The 21,100-nt window shown below is 69.5% G+C and carries 16 protein-coding genes; 6 read left to right on the top strand and 10 right to left on the bottom strand.

Going from position 1 to position 21,100, the window contains the following annotated elements; genetic code table 11:
• The first annotated feature begins 204 nt into the window (after positions 1-204).
• The gene (locus ON22_RS33470; RefSeq protein WP_033242004.1) at positions 205-555 is read left to right on the top strand and encodes a hypothetical protein; all 351 of its coding nucleotides are present in this window, start codon (positions 205-207) and stop codon (positions 553-555) included.
• Between the two features lie 64 nt (positions 556-619).
• Here the strand turns inward: ON22_RS33470 and ON22_RS33465 are convergent, their stop codons facing one another.
• The 3 genes from ON22_RS33465 to ON22_RS33455 all read right to left on the bottom strand — a co-directional run bounded on the left by ON22_RS33465 (position 620) and on the right by ON22_RS33455 (position 3,289).
• Positions 620-1,810: a cation:proton antiporter gene (locus tag ON22_RS33465; RefSeq protein WP_033242003.1), complete on the bottom strand. Its 1,191-nt coding sequence runs from the start codon at positions 1,808-1,810 to the stop codon at positions 620-622.
• A 10-nt stretch (positions 1,811-1,820) separates the two neighbouring features.
• Positions 1,821-2,303 (bottom strand): cation:proton antiporter regulatory subunit, encoded by a 483-nt coding sequence (locus tag ON22_RS33460; protein ID WP_033242002.1) that lies wholly within the window; start codon positions 2,301-2,303, stop codon positions 1,821-1,823.
• Positions 2,304-2,413: 110 nt separating this feature from the next.
• On the bottom strand, positions 2,414-3,289 hold the full coding sequence (locus ON22_RS33455) for a bifunctional 5,10-methylenetetrahydrofolate dehydrogenase/5,10-methenyltetrahydrofolate cyclohydrolase (RefSeq protein WP_033242474.1): 876 nt from the start codon (positions 3,287-3,289) through the stop codon (positions 2,414-2,416).
• Between the two features lie 256 nt (positions 3,290-3,545).
• Between ON22_RS33455 and ON22_RS33450 the strand changes: the two genes are divergently transcribed.
• A complete protein-coding gene (locus ON22_RS33450; RefSeq protein ID WP_231508042.1) occupies positions 3,546-4,421 on the top strand; it encodes a YdcF family protein in 876 nt (291 codons plus the stop codon).
• Here the strand turns inward: ON22_RS33450 and galT are convergent, their stop codons facing one another.
• A complete protein-coding gene (gene galT, locus ON22_RS33445) occupies positions 4,422-5,543 on the bottom strand; it encodes a galactose-1-phosphate uridylyltransferase (RefSeq protein WP_051158405.1) in 1,122 nt (373 codons plus the stop codon).
• Between the two features lie 148 nt (positions 5,544-5,691).
• Here galT and ON22_RS33440 point away from each other — a divergent pair, with 148 nt between their 5' ends.
• Complete coding sequence (locus ON22_RS33440; RefSeq protein ID WP_081596030.1) at positions 5,692-6,339, top strand: NUDIX hydrolase; 648 nt, start codon at positions 5,692-5,694, stop codon at positions 6,337-6,339.
• On the opposite strand, the gene ON22_RS33435 is transcribed toward ON22_RS33440, so the two are convergent.
• The gene (locus tag ON22_RS33435; protein ID WP_033242000.1) at positions 6,317-7,138 is read right to left on the bottom strand and encodes an SDR family NAD(P)-dependent oxidoreductase; all 822 of its coding nucleotides are present in this window, start codon (positions 7,136-7,138) and stop codon (positions 6,317-6,319) included. The genes ON22_RS33440 and ON22_RS33435 overlap by 23 nt on opposite strands.
• Positions 7,139-7,255: 117 nt before the next feature.
• Between ON22_RS33435 and ON22_RS33430 the strand changes: the two genes are divergently transcribed.
• Positions 7,256-7,855 carry a TetR/AcrR family transcriptional regulator gene (locus ON22_RS33430; RefSeq protein WP_033241999.1) on the top strand — a complete coding sequence of 200 codons (600 nt, stop codon included), beginning with the start codon at positions 7,256-7,258 and terminating at the stop codon, positions 7,853-7,855.
• A gap of 72 nt (positions 7,856-7,927) precedes the next feature.
• Entirely contained in the window at positions 7,928-8,743 is an 816-nt protein-coding gene (locus ON22_RS33425; RefSeq protein WP_033241998.1) for a putative protein N(5)-glutamine methyltransferase, read from the top strand.
• Here ON22_RS33425 and ON22_RS33420 read toward each other — a convergent pair.
• Positions 8,727-9,554, bottom strand: coding sequence for an SDR family NAD(P)-dependent oxidoreductase (locus ON22_RS33420; protein ID WP_033241997.1), 828 nt, complete (start codon positions 9,552-9,554; stop codon positions 8,727-8,729). The two genes, ON22_RS33425 and ON22_RS33420, sit on opposite strands and share 17 nt — an antisense overlap.
• A 60-nt stretch (positions 9,555-9,614) precedes the next feature.
• Positions 9,615-11,186 carry a succinic semialdehyde dehydrogenase gene (locus ON22_RS33415; protein WP_033241996.1) on the bottom strand — a complete coding sequence of 524 codons (1,572 nt, stop codon included), beginning with the start codon at positions 11,184-11,186 and terminating at the stop codon, positions 9,615-9,617.
• Between the two features lie 176 nt (positions 11,187-11,362).
• Between ON22_RS33415 and ON22_RS33410 the strand changes: the two genes are divergently transcribed.
• On the top strand, positions 11,363-12,142 hold the full coding sequence (locus ON22_RS33410) for a TetR/AcrR family transcriptional regulator (RefSeq protein ID WP_306306631.1): 780 nt from the start codon (positions 11,363-11,365) through the stop codon (positions 12,140-12,142).
• Here ON22_RS33410 and recD read toward each other — a convergent pair.
• Genes recD through recC form a run of 3 tightly spaced genes read right to left on the bottom strand, consistent with a single transcriptional unit; the run spans position 12,130 to position 21,015 of the window.
• Positions 12,130-14,049, bottom strand: coding sequence for an exodeoxyribonuclease V subunit alpha (recD, locus tag ON22_RS33405; protein WP_033241995.1), 1,920 nt, complete (start codon positions 14,047-14,049; stop codon positions 12,130-12,132). The two genes, ON22_RS33410 and recD, sit on opposite strands and share 13 nt — an antisense overlap.
• Positions 14,046-17,402: a UvrD-helicase domain-containing protein gene (locus tag ON22_RS33400; RefSeq protein WP_081596026.1), complete on the bottom strand. Its 3,357-nt coding sequence runs from the start codon at positions 17,400-17,402 to the stop codon at positions 14,046-14,048. Before ON22_RS33400 ends, recD begins: the two co-directional genes overlap by 4 nt.
• A gap of 34 nt (positions 17,403-17,436) precedes the next feature.
• Complete coding sequence (gene recC, locus ON22_RS33395; RefSeq protein WP_033241994.1) at positions 17,437-21,015, bottom strand: exodeoxyribonuclease V subunit gamma; 3,579 nt, start codon at positions 21,013-21,015, stop codon at positions 17,437-17,439.
• Positions 21,016-21,100: the final 85 nt, after the last annotated feature.

The raw sequence follows: 21,100 nt of genomic DNA, 5'->3' as shown, positions 1-21,100 counted from the left end.
TTTCTGTTCCACACCGACGAGTCTGACCGATACCGCCCGCGGTGCGCCACCGCAGAACCGCGCCGCCTACCCACGGTCGTCGCTACCTGGGGTGACCCGGAAAACAGCCAACCTGAGAACATTCACAGCAGCAGCACAGCCAACCGACAGATCCCGGCGGCATTCTGGTAGGAGACGAGCGGAACTCGGCCCCGGGAGGAACCCATGGTGGATATCGAGATCACCGGCACCACCGTCACTGTCCAGGTCCGCGGCGCGCACCGGGTGCTCTCGCTGTGCGACCGGATCACCTTCGATCTGGCGAATATCGTGGCGGTCGCGCCCGCGGAAATCGATCTGCGCCCGCCCTGGGTGCGTGCGCCCGGCGCCTTCTTCCCCGGCGCGATCGCAGCCGGAACCTTCCGCGGCAAGGGCCGGAAAGAATTCTGGGATACGCTCTTCGGAGGTAAAGCGCTGCGTATCGATCTCCGCGGGACCGATTACACCCGGCTCGTCGTCGATGTCGAGGATCCGGCCACCGTGCTGCGGTCCCTGTATTCGGCCGCTGCCGCCTGACCGGCGGCCTCCGGTTCGCCGATCGGCCTCCCTCGCCGCGGAGGCCGATCGGCGGATCCCGGTGCTATTCGTCCGCGGTATCCGGCTCCGGTTTCGGCTGCCGGGTGACGAACCGCAGGACCGGTTCCACCACCCGGGCCACAATCGGTCCGACGACCGCCATCAGCAGAACATAGGTCGTCGCCAGGGCAGCGAATTCGTCGGGTACGGCGCCCGCCGCCACGGCCAGGCCTGCGATGACGATGGAGAATTCGCCGCGGGCCACCAGCGCGGCACCGGCACGCGCGCGACCCAGACGCGAGGATCCGGCATGCGCGGCGGCCCACCAGCCGGTCGCGACCTTCGTCACCGTGGTGATCACCGCCAGCAACACCGCCCACCCCAGAACCGGCGGGATACTGCGGGGGTCGGTGGTCAATCCGAACAGGACGAAGAACATCGCCGCGAACAGGTCACGCAACGGTTCGAGGACCTTCGTCGCATTGTGCGCGGTGGTATCGGAGATGGCGATACCCAGCAGGAAGGCTCCGACCGCGGCCGAGACCTGCAGCGCGGACGCCACCCCGGCCACCAGCAATGCCGAACCGAGCAGTTTCAGCAGAAATATCTCGCGGTCCTCGCTGGATACGATCGCCGAAACGTATCTGCCGTATCGCAGCGCCACCACGAGGACAACCGTGACCGCCGCCAGGGCGATGCCCAAGGATTGCAGACCCGCCACGAAACCCAGCCCGGCCAGAACGGCCGTCAGCACCGGCAGGTAGGCGGCCATCGCCAGGTCCTCGAAGACCAGGATCGACAGGATCACCGGTGTTTCCCGGTTACCGAGCCGGCCCAGATCATTGAGAACCTTCGCGATGATTCCGGACGACGAGATATAGGTGACACCGGCCATGGCCAGGGCGCCGGTGGGCCCCAGCCCCAGCAACAGCGCCACGATCACGCCGGGTGTCGCGTTCAGCACCAGATCGAGTAGACCGGCCATCCAGGACCGGCGCATACCGGTGAACAGTTCGGCCGCGCTGTATTCGAGGCCGAGCAGCAGCAACAGCAGCACCACGCCGATCTCACTGGCGAGATGGATGAACTCGCCGACTTCGTGGAGTTCGAAGAAACCTCCTTCCCCGAATACCAGTCCGCCGATCAAATACAGGGGGATCGGGGACATGCCGATCCGGGCCGCGATGCGTCCGAGCACGCCGAGCCCGAAGAACACCGCCCCCAGCTGGATCATTGCCAGCGTGGTCGCGTTCATCGCCGGAGGATCACCCGTTGTTCAGGATGTCCGCGGCGCTGTCGAGACCCTCGGAAGTCCCCACCACGATCAGCACATCGCCCCCGGTGAACACGAAATCCGGCCCCGGCGCCGGCATGGCCTGGCCCGCGCGCATCACCGCCACGATGGAGGCCTTGGTGCGGGTCCGCATCCGTGTCTCGCCCAGCGTCCGCCCGTCGTAGGGGGAGTTCTCCCCGACCGGCAACTGCCGGGTGTTCACCCCGTCCATATCGCGGTGCTCGTTACGCAGCTGGCCCACCAGCTGCGGGGCCCCCAGCAGATTGGCGAGGGTGCCGGCTTCGGCCTCGGTCATCGGAATCTGCGTGGTGGCATCGGGATCGCCGATCTTGGTGAAGATCAGGTCGATCGTGCCGTCCTTGTGGTCGACTACCCCGATCCGCCGGCGCACGGTGGTGAGTGGGAAATCCTTGCGTACGCCTATCCCAGGCAAGGGTGTCACTTCGACGTTCACGATGTCACCTTAACTCGACTGTAGGTACGGCCCGATGGACCGTACTCCCTAGCCCTACCCGAACCGAGCCGGTCGCGAAACCCGCAGGCCACAACCCCGGTGGACGGCAGTTATGCAGGCGCGGTATCGGCGGTACGCCCGGCCTGTTCGGCCGCGATCACCACATGCCGCATGAGCAGCGCGGTGGTCACCGGCCCGACTCCGCCCGGCACCGGGCTCAGCCCGGCCGCCGTGCCCCGGACCGATTCCGGGTCCACATCACCGACGATCGAGCCGTCGGCCGATTCGTTGGTCCCCACATCGATCACCACCGCGCCGGGACGCAGATTGGCGCCGGTCACCAGCCCGATCCGGCCGGCGGCGGCGACCACGATATCGGCGGCGGCGGTCACCGCGGGGAGATCGGTGGTGCGGGAATGACAGACGGTGACCGTCGCATTTTCGGCCAGCAGCAGCTGGGCCAGTGGTTTACCGACCACATTGGAGCGGCCGACGATGGCGACGTGGCGGCCTTCGAGCGCGATCCCGTGATGTTTCAGCAGTTCGACCACGGCCTCGGCGGTGGCGGGCGCGAAGCCGGCCGATCCGGCGGTGAGCAGGCCCAGCGACAGTGGGCTCACCCCGTCCACATCTTTGGTGGCGGCGATCGCCGGGGAGACGTCATCGAGGCTCACCCCGGCCGGGAGCGGGGTCTGCAGCATGATCGCATCGGTGTCCGGGTCGGCGCTGCGCACGGACAGTTCGGTCCGCAACGTATCGGCCGAGGCATCGGCACCCAGATCGACTGTGTCGCATTCGATACCACGGTTGGCGGCCGATTTCTTCAACGAGTTGACGTACCAGGCGCTGGCCGGATCGTCGTTGGCGACGATCAGCGCCAGGCGCGGTGCCCGGCCGGTCTGCTCGGTGCGGGCCTGCGCCCGCGCGGTCGTCTCCGCGTTGAGAGCGGCGGCGAGATCTTTCCCGGTCAGCGATGCGGTATCCACGAGCATCCACCCTAGCGCCGTGCCGGGACGCGGTACGCGAGGGCGTCGTGCGACACGACGTAGCGGCCGCGAGGATACCGCCGGATCAGCGGTCTGCCGGCGCTGCCGGGTTTGAGACATGTCACGAGTCGGACAGCCGCAAATCCGCGGTCGCGGCCCTGTTCGGCTCTATGGTGGGTTGCCACGTACCGCACATCCGTCAGTTCCGACCCGATCCCTACGAGAACCAACTCCCCCGTGGAAAGGTGTCGCCGTAGTGCACAATCGCAGAGGTCTGCAATATCTGGTGGCCGTCGCCGCCGCTGCAAGTATTTCTCTCGCCGGTCTTTTCGGCGCGCCCGCTCAGGCCAGCCCCGAAACGGACGCCCTCTACAACTCCGCCCAGCGTCATTTCACCGAAGGCAACTCGGACGCGGGCCGCGCTGATCTGCGCGAGCTCATCGGCCGCGACCCGGCCGATGCCGAGGCCCTGTCGCTGCAGGCGATCTGGTCCCATTACGCCGGTGATATCCCGGCCATGAACGACGCCATGGGGCGGCTGCGGGTCGTCGACCCGGAGATGGCCGCGGGCACCGACCGCGTCCTGCACGGGATCGGGGCCGGGATCGCCACCCTCCCCAATCCGCTGCCGGCCCTGGTCGGACCGCAGACCGGCATCGTGGTCTTCGGTTTCGGTCTGCTGCCCGACGGCACGCCCCGGCCCGAACTGGCCGACCGGTTGCAGGCCGCCTGGTTCCAGGCGATCGCCTCGCCGTTCTCGCCCATCGTGGTGAGCGGCTACAACCCCAGCAACGGGATCACCGAAGCCGAGGCGATGCGTAATTGGCTGGTGGGCCGCGGGATTCCGGCGAGCCGGATCCATGTGGAGGACCGGGCCGGCTCCACCGTGCAGAACGCGCTGTTCAGTGCGGAAATCCTGCACGGTCTCGGCGCCACCAGCGCGGTAGCGGTCACCTCGCCGAATCATATCCGGCGCGCGGTCGCCGATCTCTACGTCGCAGGAATCCCGGTGGTGGGCGCCACGACCTCACTGAACCAGCTGGTCTCGCAGTTGCCGCCGCCGAGCAAACAGGCGCAGTACAGCATCTACCTGGATGCGACCCGCACCTTCCAGCTCAGCACCAGTCGCTGATCATCCGGTGGTGACGGCCGCCCGGATCCGGGCGGCCGCCTCCTCCGGGACGATATCGGCGACGAAGGCCCCCATCGCCGCCTCGGACCCGGCCAGGTACTTGATCTTGTCCGCGCCGCGCCGGATCGAGGTCAGCTGCAGATGCAGCCGGACGGTATCGCGGCCGGTGTGTACCGGCGCCTGATGCCACGCCGCGATATACGGCGTCGGATCCTCGTACAGCGCATCGATCCCCCGGAGCAACCGCAGGTACAGCGTGACCAGCTCGTCCCGCTCCGCGTCGTTCGCGGCGGCGAGATCGGGAATATGCCGGTGCGGCAGCAGATGGACCTCGATCGGCCAGCGCGCCGCGAACGGGACGAACGCCGTCCACATCTCCCCCGCCAGTACCACCCGGTCGCCGGCGCGTTCGGTTTCCAGGATGCGCTGGAACAGGTCGGGCCCGAGCCGGCGCACCGATTCGAGCACCCGCAGGGTCCGCGGCGTCACATAGGGGTAGGCGTAGATCTGACCGTGCGGATGCGGCAGCGTGACACCGATCGCCTTGCCGCGATTCTCGAAGACGAAAACCTGCTCGATGCCCGGTAGTTCCGACAGCACGGCGGTGCGGTCGGCCCAGGCCTCGATCACGGTGCGCGCCCGGCTCGGGGTGAGATCGCCGAAGGACCCTTCGTGTTCGGGACTGAAACAGACCACCTCGCAGCGTCCGACCGCCACGCGTTCCCGGCCGAACCCGAGGTCGCCGATATCGGCGAGGCCACCCGGCGCCGCGACCACGCCCGTACCGTCGCCGGGTAGCGCGGGCCCGAAGGACGGCGAACGGTTCTCGAAAACGGCCACATCGTAGAGATCCGGGATCTCCGACGGGTTGTCCGGCGTCTGCGGAGCCAAGGGGTCGCGGTCGGCCGGGGGCAGTACCACGCGGCTCTGCCGAGCGGCGGCGACCGAAATCCACTCCCCGTTCAGCACATCCTGGCGCATGGTGGCGGTCGGCGGCCGGGGCTCCAGCGGCCGGGTATCGATCCGGCGTTCGGGACCGAGCCGGGTATCGGCGTCGTCGTAGTAGATGAGCTCCCGGCCGTCGGCCAGGGTCGCACTGCGCTTCACGATACGGTTCGGCACGCCTTCACGATAACCAGCCGGACAGGCCCCCGGCCCCTCTCCGCGACCGGCGGGTCCCCCGGGCAGTGGCGTAGTGACGACACCCGGCGTGCTGTCCGGCGGCGCCGGGGCCATAGGTTGCGGGGCCCGGATGCGGCAGTATGGGGCCGTGGACCAATCGGCGGTATCGGTGGATGTCGTGGCGTTGCGGTTCTGGGCCGCGGATGCCGCAGCCACGTTCGGCATCGCGGCCCGCGGCCACGAACCGTTCACGGGCCGGCTCGCGCTCCCGGGGGTGCTGCTGGGCCGGGGCGAACGCCTGGCCGATGCCGCGGCCCGTGCGGTACACGCCAAACTCGGTGTCCCGCCCGCCGCCCTCGGACCGGTCGGGCAGCTGGTGACCTTCGACGAACCGAATCGGGATCCGCGCGGGCCCACCCTGTCCATCGTCATGTGGGCGGTGACCGGACCGCACGCGGGGCCCGCACAATGGGTTTCGTTCGACGAGCCACCGGACCTGGCCTTCGACCACAACAGCATCGTGGCAGCCGCGCGCGGCCTGCTCGCGGGCTTGCTGTGGAAGGATCCCCCGCTCACCCGCGCACTGCTGGGCGCCCAGTTCCCGGCGACCCGCGCCGTCGACCTCGCCGCTTCCATGGCGGGCGCCCGGCCGGACGCGGCCAATCTCAACCGCACCCTGGCCGGGATCCCCGGGCTGGTGAAAACCGGGGAGCGGCGCCGCACCAGAGCCACCGGCCGCCCGGCCGCGGTCTGGGCGTTCCGCGACCCACCGATCAGCCCGGAGCCGAGCGACTGAGATCCTCCCACTCCTGACGCGACTTCCCCCGGTCGCGCTCCATCTCCTGGACCATGTCGTAGGACTGGCTGCCGACGATGAGCGCGCGGGGCGGCTCCGGGACGTCCACCAGACGCATGATCGTCGCCGCGGCGGTGGCCGGATCGGGTCCGGCGTCGGAACCCCACATCGCGGCCATCTCCTCCCGGAGCGCCTCGTACTCCGGGAGCGGATCGGTCGCGGTGGTGCCGGCGGTGAACAGTCCGGTGTCGTAACCACCCATCTGCAGACTGGTGACCTTGATTCCGAAGGATGCCACCTCCATCGCCAGCGCCTGGCCGAACGAGTCGAGGGCCGCTTTTCCTGCTCCGTAGAACCCGACGGATGCCATCCCTCCGCCGCTTCCCATCGAGCTCACCTGCAAAATACGGCCGCCACCCTGTGCTCGCAGCCGGGGCACCACTGCTTGCGAAACCCAGACGGCGCCGAAGAAATTCACCTCGAAATGAGCGCGGATCTGCTCTTCGGTGGCTTCTTCGACCATGCCGTACAGCATCCCGCCCGCATTGTTGACCACGATATCGATACGTCCGAACGTGGCGAAGGCCCGCTCGACCCCGGCGAATACGGCGGTGCGATCGGAGACGTCCAGCGAGAACCGGACCAGTGCGCCGGGATGGGCGGCACTCAGTTCGTCCAGCGGTTCGGTATTGCGGGCCACCGCGACAACCTGGTCGCCCGCGGCCAATGCCGCTTCCGTGAAAGCCCGGCCCAGGCCGCGCGTAGCACCGGTGATGAACCAGGTTCGTGTGGTTGTCACGATAGTCACCCTTCTTTAACGAGACGGACCGTCTCGGTTCGTGTCACCGAGTATGCAGCCAGGCGGTACGGAAGTCAAACGAACCGTTGCGTCTCGTTGGATTGCTACGCTGTCCGCATGACCACCGACCGGACTCCTGACCGCTCCCGGCGCAGCGAACGATCCCGGCAGGCCATCCTCGCCGCGACCCGGGAACTGATCGCCGAATCGGGATACGCGAAGGTATCCATCGAGGCGATCGCGGCACGGGCCGGCGTCGGGAAACAAACGATCTACCGGTGGTGGCCGTCGAAAGGAGCGGTCATCTTCGACTCCTTCCTGGCGTTGAGCGAATCCGCCGACGGCGCCGGCATCGAACTACCGGATACCGGTGATCTCGCCGCCGACCTCAAACTCGTCCTACGCGCCACCGCCGCCGAATTCGCCGACCCCGAATTCGAGCGCCCGGTCAGGGCACTCAATTCCGCGCTCATCCACGATCCGGAACTCGCGGCGCGGTACCGCGAAACGCTGGCCCACCCGGTCGACGAAGCCAAGAAGGCCCGGCTGCGCAGCGCTCAGGAATCGGGGCAGCTCGACCCGGCCGCCGATCTCGACCTCGTTCTGGAGATGCTCTACGCGCCGCTTTTCCAACGATGGCTGCTGCGCACCGGGCCGCTCACCGATGAGTACGCCGATGCTCTGGTCGAGAACACACTGCGCGCTTTCCGCCCCTGACGCAGGCGCCGTCCGCCGCGGCGCGGATCATAATCCGGTGCGCCGGACCGGTACACCCGACAGACTGTGCAAATGCCCGCTTTCGATATCGAGGCCGTCACCAGGGAGCTCCGCGCCGCGGGATGCGTTTTCGCCGAGGACGAGGCACAACTGCTCGTGCACACCGCCCGATCCACCGCCGAACTGGCCGGACTGGTGGCGCGGCGGGTCGCCGGGAACCCGCTCGAGTACGTCCTCGGCTGGGCCGAGTTCAAAGGGTTGCGGGTGGGCGTGCGGGCCGGTGTCTTCGTCCCGCGGCGGCGTTCGGCGCTACTTGTGGACGAGGCGCTCACGCTGGCCCGGGCCGACCCGCCGCGGACGGTGGTGGATCTGTGCTGCGGTTCGGGCGCCCTGGGATTGGCGCTGATCAGCGAACTCACCGGCCGCCCGGACCCACTACCGGACCTGTACGCCGCCGATATCGACCCGGTCGCGGCCGACTGCGCCCGCCGCAACCTCGCCGGTGTCGGCGGGCGGGTCTATCAGGGCGATCTGTTCGACGCGCTGCCCGAGCAGCTACGCGGGCGGATCGATATCCTCCTGGCGAACACTCCGTACGTACCGTCGGAGTCCCTCGCGCGGATGCCGCCGGAAGCCCGCGATCACGAACCGGCCACCGCACTCGACGGCGGTCCGGACGGGCTGGAGCTCGCCCGCCGCACCGCCGCGGCCGCGCCCGCCTGGCTGGCGCCCGGCGGCTGTGTGCTGATCGAGATCGGTACCGATCAGATCCCCGCCGCCACGGCACTGCTCACGGACAACGGTTTCGCGGCGCGGATCGCCCGCTCCGCCGAGCTCGGCGCAACCGTCGCGATCGGCCGGCCGGCGACCGCTATTTCCGGCCCTTGAACTTGTCCATCGAGTGATACACCCCGACGGTGTTCAGGAACAGATCCCGCAGTTTCAGCGGCAGTACACCGGAGAGGACCTTGTTGAGGCGGGAGGTCCACGGCATGATCACCACCGGGGTGCCCTTCTTCATCTCCGCCCACGCGGTCGCCACCACCTTGTGCTGGTCGAGGATCGGCGTGAACCAGAAACCTGTGGCGCCCTCGAACATTCCCGTATTGATGTAGGTCGGGCAGAAGGTGGTGACCTTGACATGGTCGTGCCCGGCCTGGCCGAGTTCGATACGCACCGAATCCGACCAGCCCAGCGCGGCCCATTTCGATGCGGCGTAGACGCTCATCCGCGGGTTGTGCACCAGACCGGCCGAGGAAGCGATGGTGAGCACGCGGGCCTCGGCGGTTCCCGCGACCATGGCCGGCAGGAATTCCAGGGTCACATACATCGGTGCCAGGGCATTGATGGCCATGGTCCGATCGATATCGTCGCGGTCCTTCGTCTCCCAGAAGTACGTGTTCCCCCGCACGATTCCGGCATTGTTCACGAGGACGTCGATATCGCCCACGTCCACCCGCACCGATTCGGCGGCGGCCGCGACGGCGTTCCGATCGGAGATATCGACGGTGTAGCTGTGGATCGCGCCGGAGGCCGCGGTGAGTTCGGCCGCGGTCGCGCGCAGGGCGGTCTCGTTGACATCCCAGAGAACCACCGCGGCGGCGCCTTCGCGTACCGCCTGTTCGGCGAACAGTTTGCCCAGGCCCATGGCGGCACCGGTGATCAGCACCTTCTTACCGGCCACCGTGTCCAGTTTCATCGATTCGGATCCTTTGTCTCGCAGCGAAATCAGGGGGTAGCGGCCCGTTTCCGGCCGTGCCTATTTCTGGCGCAGAGTTTTCATGACCCGGAAGTACAGTGTCATGGTTTTCGCCCACGCGGCCTCCGACATCCCCGGCAGTGGCGCGATCGGCAATATGCGCTGGACTGCGATGGTCTGGGTGTCGACGTACTTCAGCAGGCCCTCGGGACCGTGCCGGCGGCCGGTACCGGAAATTCCCACACCGCCCGACGGTGCGTCCGCGCTACCCCAGGCCGCGATGAAGCCCTCGTTCACATTGACCGAGCCGGCGTTGATGCGGGCCGCGAACTCACGCCCCCGGGCCGCGCTGCGCGACCACACACTGGCGTTGAGACCGTACGGGGTGTCGTTGGCCTGGGTGACCGCCTCGTCGTCACTGGCGACCTTGTACACCGAGACGACGGGACCGAAGGTCTCTTCCCGGTACACCGTCATCTCGGCGGTGACATCGGTGAGCACGGTGGGTTCGTAGAAGTAGGGGCCGAGGTCGGGCCGGTGCACACCGCCGGCCAGCACGGTGGCACCCTTGGCGACCGCGTCGTCGACATGGGCGCGGACGGTGTCGAGCTGGCGCGGGAAGGTCAGCGAACCCATATCGGTGGTGTAGTCCAGCGGGGATCCCAGCTTCAATGCCTTCACCGCCGGCACGAATTCGCCGATGAACCGGTCGTAGACCGATTCGTGGACATAGATACGTTCCATCGATTCGCACAACTGCCCGGCCGAGGCGAAACTCGCCCGCACGGCGGTTTTGGCGGCGGCCACCGGATCGGCGTCGGAGAGGATGAGCAGCGGGTTCTTCCCGCCCAGTTCGAGTGAACAACCGATCAGCCGCTCCCCCGCCTGGCGGCCGATGGTCCGGCCGGTGGCGCTGGAACCGGTGTAGTCGACATAGTCGGCGCGGTCGATGACTTCGCCGCCGATCACCGAGCCGCGGCCGAGCACGATCTGCCACAGTCCCTCGGGCAGGCCGGCCCGGACGGCCGCGTCGACCGCCCACAGCGCGGTGAGCGCGGTCTGGTTGTCCGGGCGGCCCACCACCGCGTTGCCGGCGACCAGGGCCGGGAGCGCATCCGAAACCGCCAGCGCCAGCGGATAATTCCATGGTGAGATCACCGCGACCACACCCTTGGGCCGCTGCCGCACCTGCACATCGGTGAGCACCGGCAGCACTCCGCGCGGATTGCGGCGGGCCAGCAGTTTGGGTGCGGTGGCGGCGTAGTACCGGGAATTCACGGCGACATCGCCGACCTCGTCGAAGGCGTGCACCCGGGACTTACCGGTTTCGGTCTGCACGATATCGAGGACGGTGTCCTGTTCGGCCAGCACCAGATCGTGGAAGCGGCGCAGGACCGCGGCACGCTCCCGGACCGGCACCTGCGCCCACTGCCGCTGGGCCGCGCGGGCCCGCTGGAATGCGGCCTCGATATCGGCAACCGACGATTGCGGCAGTTCGGCGATCGGCTCGCCGGTGACCGGCGCGGGGACCGTGACGGCGGGCGCACCACCGGCCGCGGCCCGGGCGAGCAGCCGTTCGACCAGGTCCGGGGTGAGTGCGCCGGTGGCGGCGGGACGCTGGGCGGTCGTCATCGTCGGCATTCTCCTGGAGCGAGGGTGTGCCGCGGCGATCCGCGGCACGGCGATTAATTGAACAGTGGTGTTAATGTAATGCTCGTGCGGTGTGGAGTGTCAAGAGGCACGGTGCGGACAACAGGCCGGTACCGGTGCCGGCTGTGGGATCTCACAGCGGGCCGAGCGGGCACCGCGTGAGCACCCCGGCCCCGAGTCATGACGGCGAGGCGGGTGTCACCGAAGCGCTGCAACATCCGGACGACGACCCGCCGGCGCGGCGGGGCCGGCCGCCGCAGACCCGAGCACAGGCCGAACAAGTGCGCGCCCGGATCGTCGACGCCACCGGCGAGGTCTTCGCCCGCGCCGGCTCCCGTGGTCTCAGCGTGGCCCGGATCATCGACCAGGCCGGTCTTTCCCGGCCCACGTTCTACCGCTATTTCGCCAACGCCACCGAACCGCTGCATGTGCTGCTGGAGGTATCGAACGCGGAACTGGTCGGCGGGATCGCGGCCGCGCTCGAAGCGACCGGCGAGGGCGTGGAACTCGGAATCCGGTTGATCGACGCCTACCTGGACTGGGCCCGCGGGCACGGTGCCATGCTGCGGCCGCTGTTCGCCGAACTCCACGATCCGGCCTCACCGGTCTCGGCGTACCGCAATGCCGCGCTCGACGGAATCCGCGACAACGTGCGCGCCACGTTCACACAACTGGGCCGCACAGTGCCCGCACCGCTGGATCTCGATGCCGCCCTGCACGTCTGCGAATACGTGGTGTACCGGATCTCGGCCGCCTCCGACCCCGGCGGCGAACCCGATCCGGCCACCGTTGCCGAGGCCCGGCTCACGATGATCCGCGTGGTGCTCGCGACACTGGGCAATACCGCCGATTTCCGGTACGCCATGGGACTGCCCGGACTGTTCCCCGCCGCGCCGGAGGACGTCGGCGGAGCCGTTGCCGCCGGTCAGGAGAGTTGATCGGCCTGGGCGAGGCTGAGTCCGCTGGCGCGCAGTACATGCCGGTCGATCGCGGCGCGGATGGCGTCCTCGGTTCCCAGGATGCGCACGTGCCGACGGGCGCGAGTGATGGCGGTGTACAGGAGTTCTCGGGTCAACAGGCTCGATCCGGGCTCCGGTAGGACGATGGTCACCGCATCGTATTGACTGCCCTGACTGCGATGGATCGTCATCGCGAACACAGTGACCACCGCGGGGAATCGGGTGGGATGGATCAGCAGCGGTTCCTCGCCCCGCTGCAGCGCTACCCGCAGCGACCCGTCCGGACGGCTCACCACCACACCGGTATCGCCGTTGTAGATACGCGCCTCGTGATCATTGGCCGTCACCAGCAACGGTTGTCCCGGATACCAGGGACCGGTCCGGTGGCCCGCACCCGCGCCCGCGGCGGCAGCCCATTCGGCCGCCGTCCGGTCCCAGTGCTCCACCCCGTACGGGCCCCGGCGATGAGCACAGAGCAGTCGATGCGATTCGAAAGCGGTCAGCGCCGCCGCCGCGTCCCCGGTCTCCGCCGCGGCGGTGACCCGCTGCGCAGTGGTGACGGTATCGGCGCGGACTGCGGCAACGTCGTCGGGCCCGAGCAGTTCGAGCGTATCCCCACCGGACCGCAGCAGTTCCAGCGCAGCCTCGGTATCCCCGGCGCGGACGGCCACCGCCAGTTCGGCGATCCGGCCGCCGAACCGCCGACCCCGGGTGAGCTGTACGATCCCGCCGCGCAACCGTTTACGCTCGGATTCGGTGAGCGCCTCGGCGGCTTCCGCCGGTTCGGCCTGTGCGGACGCACCGGCGAATCCGGGGTCGGCGGCGAGAATCGTCTCGAAGGCCGGATCGGACTCGCCCGGGAACGGCGCGGCCACCAGATCCGCGAGCACCGCCCCCGCATCCACCGAGGCGAGCTGATCCGGGTCGCCGGCCAGCACGAGCCGGGTATCCGGGCGCAGCGCCGCGAGGAGCCGGCTCATCATGGTCAGCGAAACCATGGAGGTCTCGTCCACGACGACCACGTCGTAGGGCAGGCGGTTGTGTTCGTGGTAGCGGAACCGGGTACTGCGACCGCGCTGCCAGCCCAGCAAGCGGTGCAATGTGGCTGCGGAGAGCTCCGGGAGGCCGAGTGGCCCGGCCTGATCGCGGACGGCCTCCTGCAATCGGGCCGCCGCCTTACCGGTGGGCGCGGCCAGCGCGATCCGCAGCGGTGCGCCCCCCGGTTCGGCGGCGCGGTGCGCGACGAGCAGAGCGAGGATCCGGGCGATGGTATGCGTCTTCCCGGTGCCGGGTCCGCCGGCGACGACGGTGGTCCACTGGGTGGCAGCCAGGGCCGCGGCGAGACGCTGCCGGTCCGGGGTATCGCCCGCCGGGCCGAAGAGCCGATCGAGTTCGCGGCACACCACGGCCGGGTCGGCGGCCGGATGGCCGGACGCCCGCGCGGTGAGCACCCGGCGGATGGTTTGTTCCTGCCGGTAGTACCGGTCCAGGTAGAGCAGCGGGCCGACGCCCGGCCGGGCCGGTTCGGTGAGCCGCAACGGCCGCAGCGGGCCGGCCGGGCCGCCGACCACGAGCGGACTGTCACGTACCGCGTCGATCACCGATTGTTCGTCGGGCCAGGGCAATTCGGTGAGGTCGAGCTGATCGGGGTGTTCGTCGTCGGTATCCACGCCGATATCCCGCATCCTGGTCAGGTCCAGGCAGACCGACCCCGACCGCACCGCGCGTACCGCTAGCGCCGCCGCGAACAACACCGGTTCGCGGTCCTCCCCCGCGAGCCGGCCCAGGCGGGCGGCCACATGTACATCCGCGGCCGACAGCACCCCGGCCTCGTTGAATTCCCGCAGTATCCCGCGCCCGCGCTGCGCCACCCGGATGGGTATCACGACTCACCTCCGGCCAGCAGCTCGGACAACTCGATGATCAGGGCGGGCGGGGGTATCCAGTCGAACACCCCCGCACCGTCGGGGGTATCCGGTCCGATCATGCCGCGAACGAACAAGTAGCGGATACCGCCCAGATGTTCCGCAGGGTCGTAACCGGGCAGCCGCCAGCGCAGGTACCGGTGCAACGCGACCGAATACAGCAGGGCCTGCAACGGATAGTGCGAGCGGATCATCTCGGCGGCCATCCGGCCGCGGGTGTAGTGCGCGACGGTGAGATCACCGGTGCCCAGCCGGTTCGTCTTGTAGTCGATCACGACGAACCGGCCGTCGGGTGTGCGCAGCACGGCATCGATACTGCCGGTGAGGTATCCGCGCAAAGGGGTGTCGTCCAGGACGCCGAGATCGTCGGCGTAGGTGTGGAAGATATCGCCGGGGGCCAGCCGGGTTCGCACCAGCGCGGCGATCCGGTGCAGCGTGGCCGAACCGGCACCGGGTGTATCACCGCCCGCGAGGGGCAGTTCGAATTCGAGTTCGCACAACCGGTCCCGGTCCGGGATATCGGCGAGGGCACCGAAACCGATCGGGGTGCGCAGGACGGCGAGCACTGCCTCCGCCAGGAGGCCCGGGTCGGCCTCCGACAGCATTTCGCCGACCGCTTCGGCGCAGCGGGCACGCACCTCGGCGGCCGGGTCGGCGGCATCGGTGCTCACCCGCTCCAGCACCGCATGCACGAGGGTGCCGAATTCCGCACCGTAGGGCAGTGCGTTCATGAGCGAGGCGGTACCCGGCTCGGGTTCGGCCAGCGGCGCCGGAGCCTCCGGTTCGTCGTCCGGGCCCAGGGCCTCCTCCGGTTCGGCGCCGGGCACCACGCTGTGCGCGGCGGCGGTGAGCGCCGAGTAGGAGGTCCGCCGCCACTGGTCGTCCAGCTTCCGGTCGAAGCCCGCCACCGCGAGCGCGCCCTCGGCGGCGCCGGCCCGCGCAGGGAACACCGGCACCTCCGCACCCGGGTCCGCCGCCGTGACCGAGATGGTCTCCGCCGCGTCGGCGGCCCAGGCCCGGATCCGGTCCACCACCGCCGCGTCCTCGTCGACCGGGGCTCGTGACTTCGGCTGCGCCGACTCCGGTGTCCGGCCGAACAGCAACCGGTGCAGCGGGGCGACCGCGGTCCCGAACGACGGCGCCCACCAGGCGACCACCTGGCAGCACGCGCGGGTCAGCGCCACATAGCACAGCCGCAGTTCCTCACCCGCCGATTCGCTGTCCGCGCGCTCCTTACGGGCGTTGTAGCCCGGCGCGTCGGGACCACCGATATCGAGCACCCGCGCGCCGTTCTCGTGCATCAACAGGGTGGCCGGTTTCGGATCGGCCGAACTGTCCCAGGCGAACGGCAGGTACACGATCGGGAATTCGAGCCCCTTACTGGCGTGCACGGTGGCCAGTTGCACTGCGGCCAGATCACGGTCCAGCCGCCGGCTGCGTCCGGCCACCGACCCCGAACCGGGTTCCCGGATCCGGTCGGTGAGCCATCTGGTCAGCGCGGTGAGCCCGAACCCCTCGGTGGCCGAGACCTCGTCGAGCAGCTGGGCGAGCTGGCGGATATCGGTGAGCCGGCGCTCACCGTGCTCGACGGCCAGCAACCGCGGTACCAACCGGGTCGTGGCGGCGAGCTCCTCGAAAACGGCCGCGAAACCCGCACGGGCGAACAGGCGGGCCGCATCGCGTAATTCGGCGCTGACCCGCCCCACCAGATCCGCTCCGCCGGTATCCATGTCGGTGCTCGTGTACCCGAATATCGGAGTGAGTGCGGCCAGCCGCACCCGATCCGCGCGATGCGGCTGTTCGAGCGCGGACAGTACCCACAGCCAATCGGTGGCGCTCGGAGTACCGAAGACGCTGCTGCCACTGGTCAATACGACCGGCACTCCCGCACGTTCGAGCGCCTCCCGGACCACCTCCAGCTGGGTGTGGGTGCGCACGAGCACCGCGATATCGCCGGGCCCCAGTGGGCGCCCCTCCCCCGGCTCCCCGGCGGGGGCACCGCTATGCGCCGCGGGCCGCCGTCCGGTTGCCTCGGTGAGCACCGTGCCCGACTCCAGCAACGCGACGATATCGCCCGCCAGATCCGCGGCGACCCGGGCGCGCTGCCGGTGGATATTCGGAAATCCCGACATCCCTCGCGGTCCTGCCCCGGTGCGCGGCAGGCACCGCAACCTCAACGCCGTGACCAGTTCGGCGGGGCCCCGCAATCGTGTCCACGGCTGGGTCGCGGTCACGGTCGGCACCACGATCTCGTCGTGGCCGAGCGCGGCCCCGCCGAGCAGGTGTTCCAGCGCCCGCAGCAGGCCGGCGTCGCTGCGGCGGTTGGTGGTGAGTTCGCGCCGGGCGGTCGCATGGCCCACGGCGTCGAGATAGCTGAGCACTTCGGCGCCGCGGAACGCATAGATCGCCTGTTTGGGGTCGCCCACCAGCACGAGGGTGTTGTGACCGTGGAATGCGCGGTACAGGATCTCCCATTGCAGTGGGTCGGTGTCCTGGAATTCGTCCACCAGCACCACCGGATACCGGTCGCGGATGCGGCGGCACGCGCCGGGGCCGCGCACCGGGTCGGCCAGGATATCGCGTAGCAGAACCAGCAGGTCGTCGAAATCCCGGACGCTCGCAAGCCTTTTGCGTCGTTCGGTCTCCGCACGTACCGCCTCGGCGAAAGCAACCCGCTGCGCCGATACGTCATCGGTGTCCGGGGCGAGAACCGCCTGGCGGTCGCGCACCGCGGCGGACGCGAACCGGTGGGCCTGTTTGATCGTGAACGGCGCGGGCGTGCGCGCATAACGGCTCAGATACAGGTCGTCGATCACCGCGCGGGTGAGGTCGTCGGCCTCCTCCACCAGCCGCACACCGGGGTCGAGATCACCGGCGACCCCCAGTTCGGCCAGCATGCGCCGGCAGAAACTGTGCGTGGTGGCGATCACGCCGGCATCGAAATCGGAGAGCGCGGTGAGCAACCGGGTCCGGCGGGCCGCCACCTCGCCGGGTTCCGCGAAGGCCAGATGGCGCACCAATTCGTCGGTCGCAGTGCGCGCGACCACCGGATCGGCCAGCGCCGCGGCAACGGCCACGAACCGGTCGCGGGTCCGTTCGCGCAGTTCCTGGGTGGCTGCGCGGCTGAAGGTCACCAGTAGCAGCCGTGATATCGGGATGGCGGCCTCGGCGACATAGCGGACCGCCAGGCCGACGATCGCATAGGTTTTCCCGGTTCCCGCACTGGCCTCCAGTACGGTCGTACCGGCCGGCAGGGCATCGCAGAGCGCGAAGGTGTCGCCGGCCGCGGGCGGCGTGGTGGCGGTCGCTGTCACGGGAACCGCCCGACGTATCCGCTGCGCGCGGTTTTCATGGCGCCCCTTGCTGTTCGGCCCGCAACAGCGGTACCCAGAGGCGGCGCGCGATGGAGCCGAACCGCGTATTCTCCACAGGCTCACCGGCGGGCGCCGCGGCGGCGGTGAGACGGCTCAGATCCGGCGCCGGGCCCCATACGTAGCGCACGTTCCGGTCGGTGTGCTCGGCGAAATCGCGTTTCTTGTCCCCGCCGCCGAATTCGCGATCGGCCGCAACCATGGCTTCCTCCGGTGGGAGGCGCCGGAACCGCGCCTCGGCGTAGGCGGCGGTGGTGGCAGTCGGGATCGGTAAAGGTTCGGCCAGGCCCGCATCACGTAACGCGACCAAGGTCCGCAGTAGTCCGCTCGCCTCGCCCGCGGCAGGCGCGGTGAGTTCGGCACGCCAGGCGGGAGTCGGGAACCGGCCGCGACCGGTGACCGCGGCCCGCCACGACCGATCCTCGGTCGCCGCCAGGGCCAGCACCGAAACCCAGGCAGCCAGCCGGTGTTTCGGCGCGACCCGGGAATACGTGGTGCGCACCAGCAGATCACCGCGCACCTCGGCGACCGTGCCCGTCAGGCGCCGGCCGCCACCGAGATCGACGGCGATATCGATATCGCGGGGCGGATGCGCATAATCCGGTGCGGCGGCGCGGAACAGCGTATCGACCGTCCGTTCCACCTGGTCGAGCACTGCCCGGCCCAGTTCGGCCGGTGGCAAGGTGCCGCGCCGCCACTCCGCCGCCCGCAGTTCGGCGGGATCGGCTCCGGCCAGCCGTGCGGTCAGCATCCGCTCACCGAGCGACCAGGTGTCGAGGCCGCCGAATTCGATCGGCAGCCGATCCGCGATCTCCTCTTCCTGATCGGGGATCCGCAAACCCAGCCGCTGCCAGAGGAATCCGCGCACCGGATGCTCCAGGAAGGCAATCAGCTCGGCCAGGCCGATTTCGGTGGTCTCGGCCGCCGGCAGCGTCCGGGTGAAGGGGGTCGCCGCGGGGTCCGCGGGTCGCAGGGTGGCCTGCGCCCCGGCGTAGGCGGCGGTATCGAAGGAGAACGGTGCTGCGGCGGCGAAATTGCGCCGGTCGTGCGGTTGCAAGGGGTGACGGGTGAGGACCGCGGACACACCTTCCGGTCCGACATGAGCCCGCACGGTATCGAGTAGCTCCGCAACAGGTACCGCGGGCGGCCGATAGGCACCCGTCACCGGATCGGCGCCGGTATGCAACACCACCAGGGTGTCGCGGGCGGCCATGATCGCATCCAGCAGCAACTGCCGATCCTCCGACCGCGGATCACGTTCCCCCACCAGGGGATCGCGCGCGGGGATATCGTCACCGTCGAGGCCGGCACCGCGGGGAAATACCGCGTCGTCCACACCGAGCAGGACCACCACCCGGTGCGGAACCGAGCGCATCGGGGTCATGGTGCAGACCGTCAGCTCGCCCGTACGGAAATTCGCGCGGGTCGGGGCAGCGGCCAGCCGGCTCTGCAGCAGTTCGGTGATATCGGCGAGCCGCAGCACGGTTTCACCGGCGTAGGCCGTCGCGGCCGCCAGTTCCCGGCGCGCCTCGATACGGACCCACTCCTGTGACGGGGCGACATCGGTGAGCAGGTCCAGGGCGCGCCCCAGGATCGCCGACCACTCCGCGGCCGGTGCGGGCCCCTGGAGGTCACGCAGGATCGAGGCGAGACGGTCGATGTATTCGGCGAACCGGCCCGCCAGGTCGATATCGTTGCTGTCCACATCGTCGAGCGGGAGGACCCGGTCGAGCCAGTCCTGCGAACTCTCGTCGGCGGTGACGCCCAGCATGATCCGGTCCAGCGCGGCGTTGAGGGTGTTCTGTTCGAATTCCCCGAGACCGAACGCATGCCGCTGCCGGCGGCCGATCCCCCACCGGGCGCCCGCCTCGACGGCCCACTCCCGCATCCGCTCGATATCGTCGTCGTCGAAACGGCATGCCCGGCGTACGGGTTCACCGGCGGCCAGATCCAGGACCTCGGTGACGGTGACCCGCCCCCGCGCCAGCTCCAGCAGCTGCGCCACCACAGCCAGTAGCGGATTGGTCGCGCCGCGCCCACGGTCGGCGAGCCGTACCCGTAACCGGTGGCCCGGATGCGCCACGACATCCGGTGCCTCGGCACCGGCCGGTGCGGGTTGCCCGAACGACGCCCGCACCAGCGGGGCGAAGGATTCGACCTCCGGACACATGATCACGACATCGCGCGGTTCCAGAGTGGAGTCCGCGGCGAACAGCCCGAGCAGGCATTCCCGCAGGACCTCCACCTGCCGCACGGGACCGTGACAGGCATGGATCTGCACACTGCCGTCGCCGCTGCGCCGGCCCGCGACGGGCGGCCAGTCGTCGTCACGGATATGTGCCTGTAGCGCCTGCAGCAGGGTCGCCGGCGGCTTCCGGCCGTCTCGGTCGTCGACAGAACTGTCCGTGGCCATGGATTTCTCGCCGACAGGCCGATCCGGTGCACTCGCCTCGGCGGGCACGGGGCCGGACGCCGCCGGATGGCGGGTATCTGTTTCGGCAGGCGGCAACCGCAGTTGCAGCTCCCGGATATCGCGACTCAGCCCCGCCAGCAGTGGATGCCGCACCGAACCGGCCGAATCATCTTCCACCCGCGTGCTTTCCATAGAAAACAGCGGGTCGGTGCCGGATACCGATCCCGATTTCGGGCCTGAGGCCGAGGGTGCGGACCGCGCGGTGGGTAAGCGATCTCCGGGATCGCCGGCCGGTCCGCCCGGAGGCCGGCGGTGCCGGCCCAGCGAGTTCCACATCGCGGGACTCGGATGAGTCAGCCATAGATGCAGCTCGCGATGTTCGGCCAGGGCGGTGAGTACCGCCAGGTGCCCCGCGGGCAGCCTGGTCGCCCCGAAGAGCGACAGGCGATCGGGCAGGGTGACAGCACGCGGTTGCGCCCGCAGGCGTGCACACGCGGTGTGCAGCCGCTCCGCCGGGCCGGGGGCGCCGACGGCCGCGCGCAACCGGCGCCACAGGGCAGGTTGCCAGACCAGATCGCCGGGGAGCGGCCGGCCGGTGCCGTCGGTATCGGCCCCGTCCGCCCATTCGGTGATCAGGCGGGGACGCTGCACCGCATACCCGTCGAACAGCGTGGCCAAGCGTGCCGCCGTGGCGTACCGCCGCCCGAGCCGGTGCTCCGCCACGGCCGGCCCGGAAGCGGGTTCGGCTTCGACAGTACCGGCCGGATCCAGCCCGAGATGGTGCGCCAGTACCGCGCACCACGGTTCGTGCACCGCTTCGTCGATCACCCGCAACAGCGTCCAGACCACCCGGTCGTGGGACCACGGATCCGCCTGCGCGCCGACGCCGGTGGCCTGGGCCAGGACCTCCTCCACCAGCGCGGCCGGGGCCGGGAAACGAATATTGGCCGCGATCCCGTCGCCGGTACCGGGCGCCGCCCCGAGCACACCCGAGAGTTGTTGCGCCAGCCAGCGCTCCACACCTTTGGCGGGTACCGCGACCACTTCCGTGGCGAACGGATCCGGCAGCGGATCGGCGAGTACCGCCGCGAGCGCACCGGCGAGCGCGTCCGCGCGTTCGGCACGGTGGATGTGCAGCGCCATCTCCGCCCTTCCGCTCGGTCCGATCGCCGGTGTCCGCCCGCATCTGCACAGCTCGGGCAGCTCTCTCGTCCACCCGTTTATACGC

This window comes from Nocardia carnea NBRC 14403 (assembly GCF_000308515.1).
GTDB classification, from domain to species: domain Bacteria; phylum Actinomycetota; class Actinomycetes; order Mycobacteriales; family Mycobacteriaceae; genus Nocardia; species Nocardia carnea.
The sequence above is the reverse complement of the archived record's forward strand: the minus strand, read 5'-3'. Positions and strand labels throughout refer to the sequence as shown.